General features: G+C 60.0%; 16 protein-coding genes. 9 read left to right on the top strand and 7 right to left on the bottom strand.

What is annotated here, in order from left to right:
• Nucleotides 1–4: 4 nt before the first annotated feature.
• From VOI23_RS17475 to VOI23_RS17455, 5 genes are all read right to left on the bottom strand, one after another.
• On the bottom strand, nucleotides 5–685 hold the full coding sequence (locus VOI23_RS17475; RefSeq protein ID WP_323786302.1) for a nitroreductase: 681 nt from the start codon (nucleotides 683–685) through the stop codon (nucleotides 5–7).
• 160 nt (nucleotides 686–845) lie between these two features.
• Nucleotides 846–1,451, bottom strand: a complete 606-nt coding sequence (locus VOI23_RS17470) for a pyridoxamine 5'-phosphate oxidase family protein (RefSeq protein WP_323786301.1) — start codon at nucleotides 1,449–1,451, stop codon at nucleotides 846–848.
• Nucleotides 1,438–2,178 carry a lysophospholipid acyltransferase family protein gene (locus VOI23_RS17465; RefSeq protein ID WP_323786300.1) on the bottom strand — a complete coding sequence of 247 codons (741 nt, stop codon included), beginning with the start codon at nucleotides 2,176–2,178 and terminating at the stop codon, nucleotides 1,438–1,440. The genes VOI23_RS17470 and VOI23_RS17465 overlap by 14 nt, the downstream gene beginning before the upstream one ends.
• Nucleotides 2,178–3,080: a cell division protein FtsX gene (locus tag VOI23_RS17460; RefSeq protein ID WP_323786299.1), complete on the bottom strand. Its 903-nt coding sequence runs from the start codon at nucleotides 3,078–3,080 to the stop codon at nucleotides 2,178–2,180. The genes VOI23_RS17465 and VOI23_RS17460 overlap by 1 nt, the downstream gene beginning before the upstream one ends.
• A complete protein-coding gene (locus tag VOI23_RS17455) occupies nucleotides 3,077–3,754 on the bottom strand; it encodes a cell division ATP-binding protein FtsE (RefSeq protein WP_323786298.1) in 678 nt (225 codons plus the stop codon). The genes VOI23_RS17460 and VOI23_RS17455 overlap by 4 nt, the downstream gene beginning before the upstream one ends.
• A gap of 156 nt (nucleotides 3,755–3,910) precedes the next feature.
• Here VOI23_RS17455 and VOI23_RS17450 point away from each other — a divergent pair, with 156 nt between their 5' ends.
• Nucleotides 3,911–4,726 carry a zinc-ribbon domain-containing protein gene (locus VOI23_RS17450; protein ID WP_323786297.1) on the top strand — a complete coding sequence of 272 codons (816 nt, stop codon included), beginning with the start codon at nucleotides 3,911–3,913 and terminating at the stop codon, nucleotides 4,724–4,726.
• Nucleotides 4,727–4,783: 57 nt separating this feature from the next.
• On the opposite strand, the gene VOI23_RS17445 is transcribed toward VOI23_RS17450, so the two are convergent.
• Nucleotides 4,784–5,569: a 23S rRNA (adenine(2030)-N(6))-methyltransferase RlmJ gene (locus tag VOI23_RS17445; protein WP_323786295.1), complete on the bottom strand. Its 786-nt coding sequence runs from the start codon at nucleotides 5,567–5,569 to the stop codon at nucleotides 4,784–4,786.
• 211 nt (nucleotides 5,570–5,780) lie between these two features.
• Between VOI23_RS17445 and VOI23_RS17440 the strand changes: the two genes are divergently transcribed.
• From VOI23_RS17440 to VOI23_RS17415, 6 genes are read left to right on the top strand one after another with little or no spacing between them, the layout of a single operon-like run.
• Entirely contained in the window at nucleotides 5,781–6,827 is a 1,047-nt protein-coding gene (locus VOI23_RS17440; RefSeq protein ID WP_058262907.1) for a rod shape-determining protein, read from the top strand.
• Between the two features lie 31 nt (nucleotides 6,828–6,858).
• On the top strand, nucleotides 6,859–7,767 hold the full coding sequence (gene mreC, locus VOI23_RS17435) for a rod shape-determining protein MreC (protein ID WP_323786294.1): 909 nt from the start codon (nucleotides 6,859–6,861) through the stop codon (nucleotides 7,765–7,767).
• Nucleotides 7,760–8,299 (top strand): rod shape-determining protein MreD, encoded by a 540-nt coding sequence (locus VOI23_RS17430; RefSeq protein WP_323786293.1) that lies wholly within the window; start codon nucleotides 7,760–7,762, stop codon nucleotides 8,297–8,299. Before mreC ends, VOI23_RS17430 begins: the two co-directional genes overlap by 8 nt.
• Nucleotides 8,296–10,239 carry a penicillin-binding protein 2 gene (mrdA, locus tag VOI23_RS17425; RefSeq protein WP_323786292.1) on the top strand — a complete coding sequence of 648 codons (1,944 nt, stop codon included), beginning with the start codon at nucleotides 8,296–8,298 and terminating at the stop codon, nucleotides 10,237–10,239. Before VOI23_RS17430 ends, mrdA begins: the two co-directional genes overlap by 4 nt.
• The gene (gene rodA, locus VOI23_RS17420; protein ID WP_323786291.1) at nucleotides 10,236–11,375 is read left to right on the top strand and encodes a rod shape-determining protein RodA; all 1,140 of its coding nucleotides are present in this window, start codon (nucleotides 10,236–10,238) and stop codon (nucleotides 11,373–11,375) included. Before mrdA ends, rodA begins: the two co-directional genes overlap by 4 nt.
• A 3-nt stretch (nucleotides 11,376–11,378) precedes the next feature.
• Nucleotides 11,379–12,311, top strand: coding sequence for a glyoxylate/hydroxypyruvate reductase A (locus VOI23_RS17415; RefSeq protein ID WP_323786290.1), 933 nt, complete (start codon nucleotides 11,379–11,381; stop codon nucleotides 12,309–12,311).
• A gap of 71 nt (nucleotides 12,312–12,382) precedes the next feature.
• Here VOI23_RS17415 and VOI23_RS17410 read toward each other — a convergent pair whose 3' ends face one another.
• Nucleotides 12,383–13,174, bottom strand: coding sequence for an SseB family protein (locus VOI23_RS17410; RefSeq protein ID WP_323786289.1), 792 nt, complete (start codon nucleotides 13,172–13,174; stop codon nucleotides 12,383–12,385).
• 95 nt (nucleotides 13,175–13,269) lie between these two features.
• Between VOI23_RS17410 and VOI23_RS17405 the strand changes: the two genes are divergently transcribed.
• Nucleotides 13,270–13,881: a uracil-DNA glycosylase family protein gene (locus tag VOI23_RS17405; protein WP_323786287.1), complete on the top strand. Its 612-nt coding sequence runs from the start codon at nucleotides 13,270–13,272 to the stop codon at nucleotides 13,879–13,881.
• 170 nt (nucleotides 13,882–14,051) lie between these two features.
• Complete coding sequence (locus VOI23_RS17400) at nucleotides 14,052–15,299, top strand: Na+/H+ antiporter NhaA (protein ID WP_323786286.1); 1,248 nt, start codon at nucleotides 14,052–14,054, stop codon at nucleotides 15,297–15,299.
• Nucleotides 15,300–15,470 lie beyond the last annotated feature (171 nt).

Below are 15,470 nucleotides of genomic sequence, written 5' to 3'. Positions count from 1 at the left end.
CGCATCACTCGGGAAACCCGATGAAGCGGGTGGTCTCTGCGACCGGGCGGCGCAGCGACTTCACCGCATTGGCCGGGAAATCTTCATTCGGCCAGCCCAGCGCCACGCAGGTCATGATCACCTGATCGTCGGGAATCTGCGCCACTTCGCGCACGACGGGTGATTGCATGATGCCCTGACCATTGATCACCGTTCCCAAACCCCGGTCCCATGCCGCCAATACCAACCCGTGGGTCACGGCCCCCAGATCGAAATGCGCAATGGTGCCGTGCATCTGCGCCGATTTGTCAAAGGTCACCACGATCGACACCGGCGCATCGAACTGGCGGAACCCGCGCATCACCCAGTCCTGCCGCATTTCCTTGTCTTCGCGGGCGATGCCCATCGCGGCAAACAGCTGCTTGGCGATCTCCACCTGTCGTTCCCGGTGGACGCCCTCATAGGCACCATGATCTGGAATTTCCCGTTGCGGCGGAACGCCCGCCAGCATCCGTTCCGAATTGCCTTGCCGGACCCGCTCCAGCGGTTCGCCGGTCAGAACGTGGAAATGCCAGGGCTGCGTGTTCATCGAGGACGGTGCTCGGCCTGCCAGCGCAATGATGTCCTCTAACAGCTCGCGCGGCACCGGATCCGGTTTATAGCCCCGTATGCTGCGCCGCCCCATCATGGCCTGTTCCAGTTCCATATCGTGCTCCCTTTGTCCTCTTCCGGTGACAAGGGTTGGACAATTGCGACGCCGGGTCAACGCAGGACGCGGCGTCACAGTACGCCGCAGCCAAAATGCCTTGTTCACCACGTTGCAAAAACCCTGCCGGTATTGCCAGGGATCGCAGCAATCCGGGGACTCACCACATGGTCTGCGCGGCGCGTCCGGCCCAGTCGCGGTCATAGCTTTCGCCGTCAAAATCGCCCTCGGTCATCGCCGACAGGATCTGCCCCACCGTGGGCAGGTCGGCGCTTTCATCTTCGCCCGACCACAAGCGCGAGCGCAGGATCGCGCGGCCGCATTGGGTGTAGATTTCCTGGATGCGGATCACGATCACAGAACGCGGCTGTTTGCCGTTGCGGTCGAAACGGGCGAGCAGATCGGCATCCGCCGTCACCCGCGCCTCGCCATTGATCCGCACCGCGTTGGACGATCCCGGTATCAGGAACATCAGCGCGATACGCGGATCGCGCACGATGTTGCGCAGCGTGTCGATCCGGTTATTGCCGCGCCAATCGGGCAGCGCCAGTGTATGTACGTCGAGTTCCAAAACCACCGGACCATCATCGCCGCGCGGACTGCCATCAGCGCCTTCGGGCCCCACGGTCGAAATCATGCAGAAGCGAGACGCCTCGATCCAGCGACGGTATTCCGGCGTCATCCGCCGCGCCACCTTCTTCAGCGACGCCTCGCCCGGTTCGCCATAAAGCGCCTCCAGCGTTTCTATGCTGTCAATCCATTTCATCCGGATCAAACCCTGCTTCGCGCATCAAGGCATTCGATGCTGTTTCAACCTCGTCCTCCAAGCGCGCCATGAATTCCCGGCGCGGCAATCCGCAGGGAATACGTGGCAGAAATTCAACCACCGCCCGCCCGGGTTTGCGGTAAATCCCTGTGCGTTTCCAGAACACGCCCACATTGGTGCCGGTCGGCACACAATCCTGCATCAGTTCTTCCGATAATATTGCCGTGCCCACCTTGTAGGGTTTGTAATCCCCCGCCGCGACGCGGGTGCCTTGCGGATAAATCACCAGTTGACCGGGGAATTGCGTGCCTTTGGCGACGTCCGCGACCATCTTCTTGATCGCCAGGCCACGCTTGCCCCGATCGACCGGAACGCAACCGATGCGATAGGCGTATTGACCAATGATCGGCGTCCACAGCAATTCCCGCTTCATGATGAATTTCGCCGCCGGCAGGGCATGGAAAATCAACAGGATGTCGAAAAAGGATTGATGTTTGGCCGCGATCATCACCTCGTCAGTTGGCACCTCGCCACGGATTTCGCCGTGCAATCCAATCATCCAACGGGCCGTCCAGAGAACCCAGCGGCAATAGGCTTTGCAGGTGAAAAAAGCGCCTTTTCGGCTGAAGACAGCCCAGGGAAAAAACACGACACCCATGATCCCCATCATCGCGTACATCTGACCAACGAAAATCAGGCTGCGGAACCATCGCCATGCATAGGCCATCAGGGCAATTCCTTGAGTTTGCGGCGCGCCGCGGCGCGGGTGGCGGCAAAGGCGACGATGCCGCCGATCATCGGGATCAACAGCGGCCAGAGCCAATGCGCCCCGTGAAAGCCAAGACCCGTCAAAAACCCACCCTCATCCTGCGCTGCAGGCAGCAGGGAAACGGCGATGACACCGGCCACCATTCCGATGGCCGCCCCGGTGAATCCGCGCAAGGTGAAACGCCGTACGAAGGCCCCGGCGATATAGCTGTCCTGCGCCCCGACCAGACGCAGCACCGAAATCACCTGAGTATTGGCCGCAAGCGCCGACTGCGCCGCCAAGGTGATCATCGCCGCCATCGCACCACCGATCAGCAAAAAGGCGGTCCAGCCCAACAATCGCAACCGCGATGCGGCCCGGACCAGCGGCTTGCGCCAGCGGGTATGGTCATCCAGCACGGCGCCGGGAACTTCGGCCGCCAACCTCAGCCGCAAACCTGTCGGGTCATAGCCCTGAGCCGTTTCATTGATCTCGATGAGCTGGGGAATGGGCAAGGTTTCCAGCGGCAGATCGGGACCAAAAAACGGTTCAAGCAAGGCGCGCTGTTCATCGTCGCTCAGCGCTCTGGCGGTCGCCACGCCTGGGGTCGTTTCCAGCACCCGCAAAGCTGCGGCGATCTGGGTGTCAATCTGGTCGGCCGGGGCGGAAATACGCAAGGTCGAACTACGGGCCAGTTCATTGCTCCAGCGATCCGCCAACCGTCCCGCCGCCAGCGACAGCGCCAGCGCGAAGACCGCCAGAAACCCCATCGCGGCAGCGCTGAAAATGGTCAGGTTCGCGGTAAACCCGGTGGGTGGCACCACCCGGTCGGCCTGAACGTCACCAACAAAAATCGTGGAAAAACGGGACAGCAGCTTCATAGATCCGCCCCCGCCAGTTGCACCCGCCGGTTGGCGATCCGCAGTACCCGCGCCTGCACCTGGCTTTTGGCGGCACGGATCAGGTTCAGATCGTGGGTGGCAATCAGAATGGTTTTCCCCATCCGGTTCAGTTCGATCAGCAATTGCAGCAGCCGCTGGGACATTTCCCAATCGACATTGCCGGTCGGTTCATCCGCCAGCACCACATCGGGGGACATGATCACCGCACGGGCCAGCGCCGCGCGCTGTCGTTCGCCCCCCGACAATTCTGGCGGCAATGCCCCGGCCCGGGATTTCAGCCCGACCCAGGTCACCAGCTCCTTCAGGTTGGCTTGCTCGTCCAGACTGTCGCGCCCCGATACGGAAAGCGGCAACGCGATATTTTCATGCACAGGCAGGTGATCGAGAAACTGACAATCCTGATGCACCACACCGATCCTGCGCCGATTGAATGCGATATCGTCGCGATCCATCAGTCGGACATCCTGATCAAACAAGCGAACATGCCCGGCTGTGGGCAGCAACGCGCCGTAGCAGAGTTTCATGAACGTGGTTTTACCTGCGCCTGACGGGCCCGTCAGGAAATGGAACGACCCTGGCGCCAGTTTGACCGAGATTTCACTCAGCAATTCGCCACCGCCGTAACTATAGGCTACGTTTTCTAACTCGATCACCGCCGCCCCCTTTGAACGCTGCCTTTTTCTGCACGAGGCGCAGCGCAGATGCAATGCGGCAAAGCTCTGTCTACCTTTACACTTTTCGATCTGTTTGATCCGCCATATAGTCGGCCTCGACAGGAAACCCGGCAGAACAGGGTCAAAGGGGGCGAAATGCGGCTTACATGCCCGAATTGCGGCGCGCAGTATGAAGTGCCTGATGGCGTGGTCCCGGTGGCGGGTCGCGACGTGCAATGTTCCAATTGCGGTCAGACCTGGTTCCAGCATCACCCAGACGACGATGCTGCTCACACGGGCGCGCAGGAGATGGAAGACGGGATTTTGCCCGATGTCGGGCTGACGCCAGACCCCGCTCCGGAGGCCGGATCACCAAAACGACGCCAGCTAGACCCCTCGATTGCCGAAGTTCTGAAAGCCGAAGCTGAACGCGAAGCGCGGGTCCGCGAAGCCGAGCGCAGTGTCGGGTTGGAAAGCCAGCCGGAACTGGGGCTAAGCGACCCCGAAGATGAAACAACCCGACGGTCGCGCCAAGCACAGGCACGGATGGCGCGAATGCGCGGAACCTCCGAAGACCGGGAAACAGAAACCGAGGCCCTGGCCGAAGACGCACCGTCATCGCGCCGCGACCTGCTGCCTGATATCGACGAAATCAATTCATCTCTGCGCGCCGCCTCGGACCGCCGCCCGGCCGTAGCGGATGACCACGCGGCCCCCGGTACGCCGACTGATGTTGGAACACAGCCACGCCGCAGCGGTTTCAGACGTGGTTTCATGCTGGCCATTTTGGTGGCGGCAGCGTTTTGGCTGCTTTATCTTTATTCCGGTCCGATCGGAACAAAGGTCCCTGCATTACAACCGGTTCTGACAGCCTATGTCGTCGCCGTCGATCAGGCGCGAGGGGTGCTGGACGCACAGATTCAGGCATTGCTGGTCAAACTGGAATCGCTCAGTTCCGAAACGGCCGGTTGAGGATCGGTACGCCAGAGGCGAAATCTGACACAGATTTCGCCTTTGTTCTCCGCTCAGTTAAAGCGTTGCGAACAGGTCCGACAGGCGGTCGGCCTCGTCATGAGTGCCATAGGGTGTATTGATCACATAAAGGCCCGATCCGATCATCCGATGCCCGGGCCTTGCCGGTCCGAACTGAACCTCGTGGCGCAAAGCACCGGGCAAATTTCTGGCTTCCAGCACCTTCAGCATCGGCTGGTGCGCACCGCTGGTCAGGATCGGATACCACAATGCCACCACCCCGACATTCCATTTGCGATGCAGTTTCGCGACAAAATCGGGCAACATGTCGTAGTCGCTTTTCAGCTCATAACTGGGGTCGATAAGCACCAGACCCCGGCGCGGTTCGGGTGGGGTTTCAGCCAAAAGCATTCCGAACCCATCCTGTTTCAGGCAGCGCGCACCTGAGCCGCTCAGACTCTGTTTCAGCGCTTCGAATTCACGCGGATGCAGTTCGGCCAAGGTCATGCGGTCCTGCGGTCGCAGCAATTGTGCCGCCAGCATCGGCGAGCCGGGATAGCTACGGTCGCCAAAACGGGCCCGGACCTGCGCCAGCGCGACCGCATAGGGATGATCCTCGGGAAACCAGCCCAGCGCCTCGACCGCATCAATACCCGCCGCTGCTTCGCCGGTTTTAAGCGACTCGTCCGCATCGAGCGCATAAAGACCGCGCCCGGCATGGGTTTCGAAATAGCTCAGCGGTTTGTCCTTGGCGGTCATATAGGTCAGCATCCGGGCCAGCAACGCATGTTTCTGCACATCCGCCAGGTTCCCTGCATGATAGATATGTTGATATGACAGCATGTCCGCGCCTTCTTTTGCTGTGCTGATACGGTGTCAGGCAATGCCATGGCAATCGGCCTTTGCCTGCTTTCCGGGCAGGCTGGGCGAAAAGACGCTGATTTACTCCGGATCGACCCTTTTCCATTGTGCCCCCTGCCCCTATAACAGCATCTGCCTCCCGACCAGAGAGTCGCGAGGCGCAAAGGGTATTTTACCAAAGGGCACCATCCGCATGGCATTCTTCGACAAACTGCCGGGCCTGTTTTCGTCAGACATGGCGATCGACCTGGGTACGGCAAACACGCTGGTCTATGTCAAAGGCCGCGGCGTCATCCTAAGCGAACCGTCGGTGGTGGCCTATCACGTCAAGGATGGCGTGAAAAAGGTTCTCGCGGTGGGCGAAGACGCCAAATTGATGCTGGGCCGAACACCCGGGTCGATCGAAGCAATCCGCCCGATGCGCGACGGCGTTATTGCCGATTTCGACGTCGCCGAGGAAATGATCAAGCACTTCATCCGCAAGGTGCATAAACGGTCAACCTTCTCGAAACCGAAAATCATCGTCTGCGTGCCGCATGGCGCCACGCCGGTGGAAAAACGCGCGATCCGTCAATCCGTTCTGTCGGCCGGGGCCCGTCGGGCCGGGCTGATCGCCGAACCGATTGCCGCCGCGATCGGTGCTGGTATGCCGATTACCGACCCGACCGGTAACATGGTTGTCGATATCGGCGGCGGCACCACCGAAGTCGCGGTGCTGAGCCTGGGTGACATCGTCTATGCCCGGTCTGTCCGCGTCGGAGGCGACCGGATGGACGAAGCCATCATCAACTACCTGCGCCGCAACCAGAACCTTCTGGTCGGCGAAAGCACCGCCGAACGGATCAAGACCACCATCGGCACCGCCCGGATGCCCGATGACGGGCGCGGCGCATCAATGCAGATTCGCGGCCGCGACCTGTTGAACGGCGTCCCGAAGGAAACCGAAATCAGTCAGGCCCAGGTGGCCGAGGCGCTGTCAGAACCAGTGCAGCAGATCTGCGAAGCGGTGATGACCGCGCTGGAAGCCACCCCGCCGGACCTGGCAGCCGATATTGTCGATCGGGGCGTGATGCTGACCGGGGGCGGCGCGTTGCTGGGCGATCTTGACCTTGCGCTGCGTGAATCGACCGGCCTGTCGGTTTCGATCGCGGATGAGAGCCTCAACTGCGTGGCACTGGGCACTGGTAAAGCGCTGGAATACGAAAAACAACTGCGGCACGCGATTGACTACGACAGCTAACCGGCCCAACTTTTGTTAAAAAGGGCTATCCTTGGCGAAAGACAGATCACAGGGTGAAGATTATCTGGGACCCCTGAAGCGGTTGCTGACGGGGGTGATCGTACTCTGCCTGATTGGGATTTTCCTGGTATGGCGAATCGACAGCCCTCGGGTTGAGCGGTTCCGGGCGCAGGTAGTCGACAAGGTGGTGCCCAGTTTCGACTGGGCCATGGCCCCGGTGACCGGAACGGTAAACCTGATCCACGACTTTCAATCTTATCAACGCATCGTCGAACAGAACCGCGAATTGCGCCGCGAGTTGCAGCAGATGAAGGCCTGGAAAGAGGCCGCGCTGCAGCTGGAACAGGAAAACGCGCGCTTGCTGGACCTGAACAAGGTCCGGCTCGACCCGCGCCTGACCTATGTCACCGGCGTGGTGTTGGCCGATAGCGGATCGCCATTCCGTCAATCGGTGCTGCTGAATGTGGGCGCGCGCGACGGCATCGTCGACGGCTGGGCCACGATGGACGGGATCGGCCTGGTCGGGAGGATTTCCGGGGTCGGCAAGAACACATCGCGGGTGATCCTGCTGACCGATACGTCCAGCCGGATTCCGGTGATGATACAGCCTTCGGATCAGCATGCGATGATTGTCGGCGACAATACCGCCGCGCCACCGATCACGTTTCTGGAAGATCCGGATCTGGTCCGCCCGGGCGACCGGGTGGTGTCCTCGGGCGATGGCGGTGTCTTTCCTGCGGGCCTTTTGATCGGGCAGGTAGCACAGGACCCCGGTGGCCGGATGCGGGTACGCCTGTCAGCCGATTACGAACGACTGGAATTCCTGCGTGTACTGCGCAACCCAGGGACCGAAACGATCAGTGATCCGGGTTCTCTGATCATTCCGGATGGTGCTCCGCTGGCCGCTGCCGACCATACGGAGGGAGCGAGCAATGAATGAAACGCTGACATCCCGCCGCTGGACCATGCAGCTGGCCTATGTTGTGCTGGCGCTGGCAATCGTGTTCTTTCAGCTCTTGCCGTTGGAAACGGTGCCGCGACGCTGGACCGGTCCCGATCTGCTGATCCTGATCACCTTTTCCTGGGCGGTACGCCGCCCCGATTACGTACCGGCGATTTTGATCGCGGTGGTTTTCCTGCTTGGCGATCTGCTGTTTCAGCGCCCGCCTGGATTGTTGGCGGCGCTGACAGTGCTGGCCAGTGAAGCGCTCAAACGGCGGTCGCGCAGCCTGCGCGACCAGACCTTCCCGGTGGAATGGCTGACGGTATCCGGCGCGCTGATCCTTGTCATGCTGGGCAATCGGCTGGTGCTGGCGGTCCTGTTGATCCCGCAGGCCCCGGTGGGTCTGACGCTGATCCAGTTGATCATGACCATACTGACCTATCCTATAATCGCGATGCTATCACATTACCTGTTCGGGGTGCGCCCCATTGCGGCCAATGACGCCGAAGCGCTGAGACACCGGTCATGAGACGGTCCCCCCGCGAAAGCATCGACAGCGCCCGCAAGATTTCCCGCCGCGCCCTTTTATTGGGAGGTGCGCAAATCGGTTTCGGTGGTCTGCTGGCGCTCAGGATGCGCTACATGCAGGTGGATCAGGCCGATGAATTCCGCCTGCTGGCCGAAGAAAACCGGATCAATATCCGTCTGATCCCACCCGCGCGCGGCGAAGTTTTCGACCGAAACGGCATGGTCATTGCCAAGAACGAACCAAGCTATCGTATCAGCATCGTGCGCGAAGACGCAGGCGATGTGGACGAGGTGATCCGCCGGTTATCAGCATTGGTCGAGCTGGATGAAGAAGAGCTTAATCGCGCCCTAAGCGAAATGAAGCGCAGTGCGCCGTTTTTGCCGGTAACCGTAGCCGACCGGGTCAGTTGGGAAGCAATCAGCCGGATCGCGGTCAACGCCCCTGCCCTGCCCGGAATAACCCCAGAAGTCGGATTGTCGCGCCAATATCCGCTGGGCCCGGATTTTGCCCATGTCGCGGGCTATGTAGGGCCAGTTTCTGATTACGACCTCAGCAAGATCGAAGACCCTGATCAACTGCTGCGCATTCCTCGGTTCCAGATCGGCAAAGTCGGGCTTGAGGCCAAGCTGGAAGAGCAACTGCGCGGCAAGGCTGGGGCGAAACGGGTTGAAGTGAACGCGGTTGGCCGCGTCATGCGGGAACTGGATCGACGCGAAGGTCAGGCGGGCGCAAATCTGCAACTGACCCTCGATCACCGGTTGCAGAACTATGTTCAGGCCCGGCTGGGCCAGGAAAGCGCCGCCGCAGTGGTATTGGATTGCGATACAGGCGATATTTTGGCCTGTGCCTCTGCCCCGACCTTCGACCCCAACCTATTCGTGCGAGGCATATCGGTCGCCGACTACAAGGCACTGACAGAAAACCCCTATCGCCCGCTGGCGAACAAAACGGTGCAGGGGCTGTACCCGCCCGGATCGACCTTCAAGATGGTCACAGCCCTGGCGGCGCTGGATGCCGGCGTGGTGACGCCCGATGAAACCGTTTACTGCCGCGGCCATATCGAAGTGTCCAACCGGCGGTTCCATTGTTGGAAACGGGCCGGTCACGGCCATGTCGACCTGCAAACGTCGCTTAGGGAAAGCTGTGACGTCTATTACTATGATCTGGCCATGCGGGTTGGGATCGAAAAGATTTCGGCCATGGCCGAACAGCTTGGCCTGGGTCAGCGCTTTGACATCCCGATGTCGGCCGTTGCCAGGGGCCGCGCCCCGACCAAAGCATGGAAGAAAGAAACCTATGATCAGGACTGGGTGATCGGTGACACGGTCAACGCTTCGATCGGGCAAGGATATGTGTTGGCCTCGCCTTTGCAACTGGCTGTGATGAGCGCGCGTCTTGCCACCGGTCGTGCTGTCGAACCCCGGCTGATCAAGACCATCGACGGCGTCGAACAGCCACATCGCGGTGGCGAAACCCTGGCCGTGGACGAAGGACTGCTGAAACAGGTACGCAAAGCGATGTTCGCGGTGTCAAACAACCGCCGGGGAACCGCCTATCGCAGCCGCATCATAGAAGATGCGTTCCGCATGGCAGGGAAAACCGGTACCAGTCAGGTGCGCAATATCACCACCGCCGAACGCGCCCGTGGAGTGACCAGTAACAGCGACCTGCCATGGGAACGGCGCGATCATGCCCTGTTCGTCGATTTTGCGCCCTACAAGTCACCCAAATACGCGGTATCGGTGGTCGTCGAACATGGTGGCGGAGGATCGACTGCGGCCGCGCCCATCGCCCGTGATGTGACGTTGCAGGCTCTCTATGAAGGCGACCCGCCGCTCGAAGCCTATCCCAGCGCTGACCGGTCCCGGATCAAAGCGCAGCAGGAAAGGCTGCGCCGGGAACGACGCGAATTCCTCAGCACCGACCGGGAGCGCGCATGAGCTATCTTGAATATTCCGTCAAAACCGTACCGGCGGGCCTGCGCAAGCTGCTTTATCTTAACTGGCCATTGGCGCTGTTGCTGACCGCGGTGGCAAGTTTCGGGTTTCTGATGCTGTATTCTGTGGCGGGCGGGTCCTTCACGCCCTGGGCAGCGCCGCAGATGAAACGGTTTGCCGTCGGCATGGTGGTCATGGTGATGATCGGTATGGTGCCGATCTGGTTCTGGCGCAACGTGGCCGGGGTTGCCTATTTCGGAGCGCTGTTATTGCTGCTTTTTGTCGATTTGTTCGGCGCAGTGGGAATGGGCGCGCAGCGTTGGATTGATCTGGGGTTCATGCGGCTGCAACCTTCGGAATTGGCCAAGATCACCTTGGTAATGCTGCTTGCGGCATATTACGACTGGTTGCCTCTGAAACGAGTGTCGCGGCCGGTCTGGGTGGCGATCCCGGTGTTTCTGATCCTGCTGCCAACCGCGATGGTTCTGAAGCAACCCGATTTGGGCACCTCTTTGCTGCTGGTTTTTGCCGGAGCGTCGATGATGTTTTTCGCAGGTGTACATTGGGGTTATTTCGCTGCCGTGATCGGGATGGGAATGGGGTTGGTAACCGCCGTATTTCAATCCCGGGGCACCGGCTGGCAATTGTTGAAGGATTACCAATACCGCAGGATCGATACCTTCCTTGATCCGTCCAGCGATCCGCTGGGCGCGGGCTATCACATCACCCAGTCAAAGATCGCGCTCGGGTCCGGCGGCTGGGCCGGGCGCGGCTTCATGCAGGGCACCCAGTCGCGTCTGAACTTCCTGCCCGAAAAACATACCGATTTCATCTTTACCACCCTGGCCGAAGAGTTCGGGTTCCTCGGTGCCTTTTCGTTGCTGACGTTATACCTTCTGATCATCATCTTTTGCATTTCATCGGCCATGTCGAACAAGGACCGGTTTTCGTCCCTGCTGACGCTGGGCGTCGCGGTGACGTTCTTCCTGTTCTTCGCCGTCAACATGTCGATGGTAATGGGGTTGGCGCCGGTGGTAGGGGTGCCACTACCGCTGGTCAGTTATGGTGGGTCGGCAATGCTTGTACTTCTGGCCGCTTTCGGTTTGGTTCAAAGCGCACATATTCACAAGCCGAGGTAACACATGCCGGTCAATGTTCTGTTCGCCCATAACGACACCAATTGGGACGTCTACAAGGGCCCATTGGAAAAGGCGCTGACCGATGCCGGGGTCACCGCCAACCTGTCGCGCGATCTGCCGCCGGAAGACGTGGATTATATCGTTTATGCGCCTTCGAGTCCGCTGCAGGATTTCACCCCCTTTAGTCGCGCCAAGGCCGTTTTGAACCTCTGGGCCGGGGTGGAATCGATCACCAACAACGAAACCTTGACCATACCGTTGGCCCGTATGGTCGATTTCGGTCTGACGCAGGGCATGACGGAATGGGTGACTGGCCATGTGCTGCGCCATCACCTGGATATCGATTACACGCTCCGGCATCAGGACGGCGACTGGCTACCCCGGGTGCCGCCGCTGGCGCGCGACCGACGGGTTAGCGTGCTGGGGCTTGGCGCGCTTGGAAGCGCCTGCGCGCAGGCTTTGGCCGAATTGGGATTTCCGGTCAGCGGCTGGAGCCGCACTCCTAAACAGATTGACGGCATCAATTGCTATTCCGGAGACGCCGGGCTGAAAGCGACGCTGGAACAGGCCGATATCCTGGTATTGCTGCTGCCCTTCACCCCGGCCACTGAAAATGTGCTGAATTCCGAAAGCCTGAGCTGGATGCCACAAGGGGCCTTCGTGGTAAATCCCGGCCGTGGTCAGTTGATCGATGACGACGCGTTGCTGGACGCACTGGACGATGGCAAGATCGCCGGTGCTACGCTCGATGTGTTCCGCGTTGAGCCTCTGCCAGCCGAACATGCCTACTGGGCGCATCCGAATGTGACGGTGACGCCGCATATCGCATCGGAAACGCGTCCTGAAACCGCTTCGGAAGTGATCGCCGAAAACATCCGGCGCGGAGAGGCAGGAGAGCCGTTTTTACATCTGGTGGATCGTAGGGCGGGGTACTAGGAAACCCCGGCAAGCCCCGCTGTTGGTCAATGGGCCAGCAAAGCAGACGCGCTGTATGGTGCGACACGCGATCAGCGCAGAATGGGGGGCTTGTCCGGGTCCGATCCGGGCGCGGTGCGACCGATTTCCTGAGGCTGTTCCGGCTGCGGCAGATCGAACCGCAATCCCCATTGTGCCAGTTTCGCCGCCAGCGGATCGCTGGCCCGCACGAAACTGACATCCAGCGCCCCGGCTTCGACACCAGAAAATGTCAGGGCTTCTGACACCGCCTTGGCCAGCGCCTCTTCGGCCCCCGGCACGGCATCGACAAAGGTAAGCAGATGGTTGCGACCGCCGCCTTCGTATGTCGCCGCAGCCAGATAGGCCGAATGCGCCAACCCTGCCGCAGTGGCGAGCTTGGCATCCAAACCCTGTAGCAGAGCTTCGGGCAAACCGACCGGGCGACCGATTTCCTCGATCCGAGCCTCGGCTTCTTCCGGCGCATGACCCAAGGTTTCGGCCAACCAGTTGACCGCCTCGGGCGGGATCAGGATTGACGAGGGCGCGACATCCAGATTGACCCCTAGTCCGATCCCCTGTCCTGCCAGCAGCCCGGCAATCACCCGCCCTGACAGGGCGGCGTAGGGTGCAGGGGAGCCGGTGAATTGCGTCAGCCGCTCCTCGCGGTCGAAGACCAGCACGAACCGGTGATCGGACTGGTCGAACAGTTCGGGCGTCACGTTATCGTCCACGGGCTCTTCGCTCAGCAACAAAAACAGCTCACTATCGGCAAGACGTTCGTAAAACCGCAGTCTTGCCGCGTCATTCGCATCATCCATCGCCATAGCGGCATGGGCGTTGTCCAGTGCTGTCAGGTCGGTCATCGGTCATCCTTTCCGCTTGCCCTGCGGTACTTCGGCCCCCATCTTTGAGCAAGCATAAACCGCCCCGCGAATAGTCGCAGGACGAGGAAAGATACATGGGCCTGACCGAAGACATCGCCGCCTGCCGCATCTGCGCAGACCGTTTCGCCGCGACAGCAACCCGGCACGCCCCTCGTCCGGTCCCGTGGTTCCGGCCCTCGGCCCGGGTGCTCGTCGCGGGCCAGGCACCAGGACTGCGAGTGCATGAGACAGGTAAGCCGTTCTTCGACCGCTCCGGCGACCGGCTACGAGATTGGCTGGGCCTCAGCCCCGAGGAATTCTACGACCTGGATCGTGTCGCCTGCGTACCGGCGGCATTCTGCTTTCCGGGTTACAGCGCCAAACGCGCCGACCTGCCGCCACCGCCGATCTGCGCCGGGACATGGCAAGAAAGGGTGATGGCGGCTCTGCCAGCGCTACAGCTCAGGGTTCTGGTCGGGGCTTATGCCCATCGCAACCATCTCGGAGTGAAAGGCCCGCTGACAGAGACCGTGCGAAACTGGCAAAACTACGCGCCCGGCATCTTTGTGTTGCCGCACCCGTCCTGGCGCAACACCGGCTGGCTGCGCCGCAATCCCTGGTTTGAAACCGAACTGCTGCCAGAACTGAAAGCAGCGGTGCGCGCCGCGATGAACTCTAACCGGATCGGACAGCCGCATAATCCATAAGCATTGTCCGCACCAAACGAGAACGCGTCATCGGCAAGCAAGCGCCTGTAGCCGTTCTTTCGTGGCCCGGACGCCGCTATCTATCAATTTTAGCTGCGTAAAACCTTGCCGATCCACGCTAATTCGCCTAATTGTCGCGAAAATTCCAAGGGCTAGAGGTTGGAGATTACATGTATCGCGTCTGGAACTTCTTAACCAACTACTCCCTGCTGCTGATTTTCGGTGCAGTGGCAGCCTTGATTTGGGCAAATCTGGACGCGCACAGCTATCACCAACTTGTCGATTTTGCGATCTGGGACTATGCGCCGATCGGTCATCTGCATGACGGCCATCGCACCCTGACTTTGCATTATCTCGTCAACGATGTGTTGATGGCGTTTTTCTTTGCCATTGCCGCAAAAGAAGTCTGGGAAGCCATCATCCTGAAAAACGGGTCGTTGCGGGGGAAAAAGGCGGCAACGCCGCTTTTCGCCACTGTGGGCGGTATGTTGGGACCAATTGCAGTCTATCTGGGCATGGCTTATTTTATCTGGCCCGATACCTACAGCGACGTTCAAAATGGCTGGGCGATCCCGACCGCCACCGATATCGCGTTTTCCTATCTGGTTGGCAGAATGGTCTTTGGCGCTGGTCATCCTGCCGTCCGCTTCCTGCTCCTGCTGGCGATTGCAGACGATGCCGCCGGGCTGATCATTCTGGCCATATTCTATCCGTCATCTGAATTGGCGCCGGAATGGCTGCTGCTGTCACTGGGTGCCGCGATTGCCGTTTTTGTGCTGGCAAACTGGCTGCCACGGTATCTGGATCGCGGCAACCACGCCCGTCCGAACTCGACCTGGGTGCGGCAAAAGCTAAACTTCTGGCCCTATCTGATCGCTGGCTGCGCCAGCTGGTTTGGATTTCAGGAAGCCGGCATTCACCCCGCTTTGGGTCTGTTGCCAATTGTGCCGACCATTCCACATGCCGATCGCGCCTTTGGCATTTTCAGCGAAGCCGAACAGTATTTGTCGGATTTGCTGAACCAGATCGAACATTTGTTGAAACATCCCGTTGAAATCATCCTGTTCTTCTTTGGATTGCTGAATGCAGGGGTGGAGTTTTCATCGATTTCGGAACCGACCTATCTGGTGCTATTCGGTCTGTTGCTTGGCAAGCCCGTCGGGATCCTGATCTTCGGCGTCATTGGCGCACATGTTCTGCGCCTCGGTCTGCCGCAGGGCATGCGCACCGTTGATTTGCTGGTGATCGGCTGCGTGGCGGCTATCGGTTTTACCGTGTCGCTGTTCGTGGCCTCGGTCGCTTTCCCCGGCGGACCGGTTCAGGACGCTGCGAAAATGGGGGCACTGTTCAGCTTCAGCGCTGCCGGACTTTCGGTTCTCGCCGGCAAGTTCTTCAAAGTTGTTAAGCAAGAACTCTGAGGCGAAGTCTAACGTCAATTGGAAAACCGGTGCTGAAAGGTGCCGGTTTTTTCTATGTTTAGCCCTAATTTTGCCCTCTATGGGGTGGCATGACTATACTTACGTGCCAATCTGGTCGTTAACGAAGCGGCAAAGGATTCTTTAAGATCAGACCGCCAAACTGGGCACCAT

The sequence above is a fragment of the Thalassovita sp. genome, from assembly GCF_034670005.1.
Lineage (GTDB): Bacteria > Pseudomonadota > Alphaproteobacteria > Rhodobacterales > Rhodobacteraceae > Thalassobius.
This window is presented reverse-complemented; position numbering and strand designations above follow the sequence as displayed.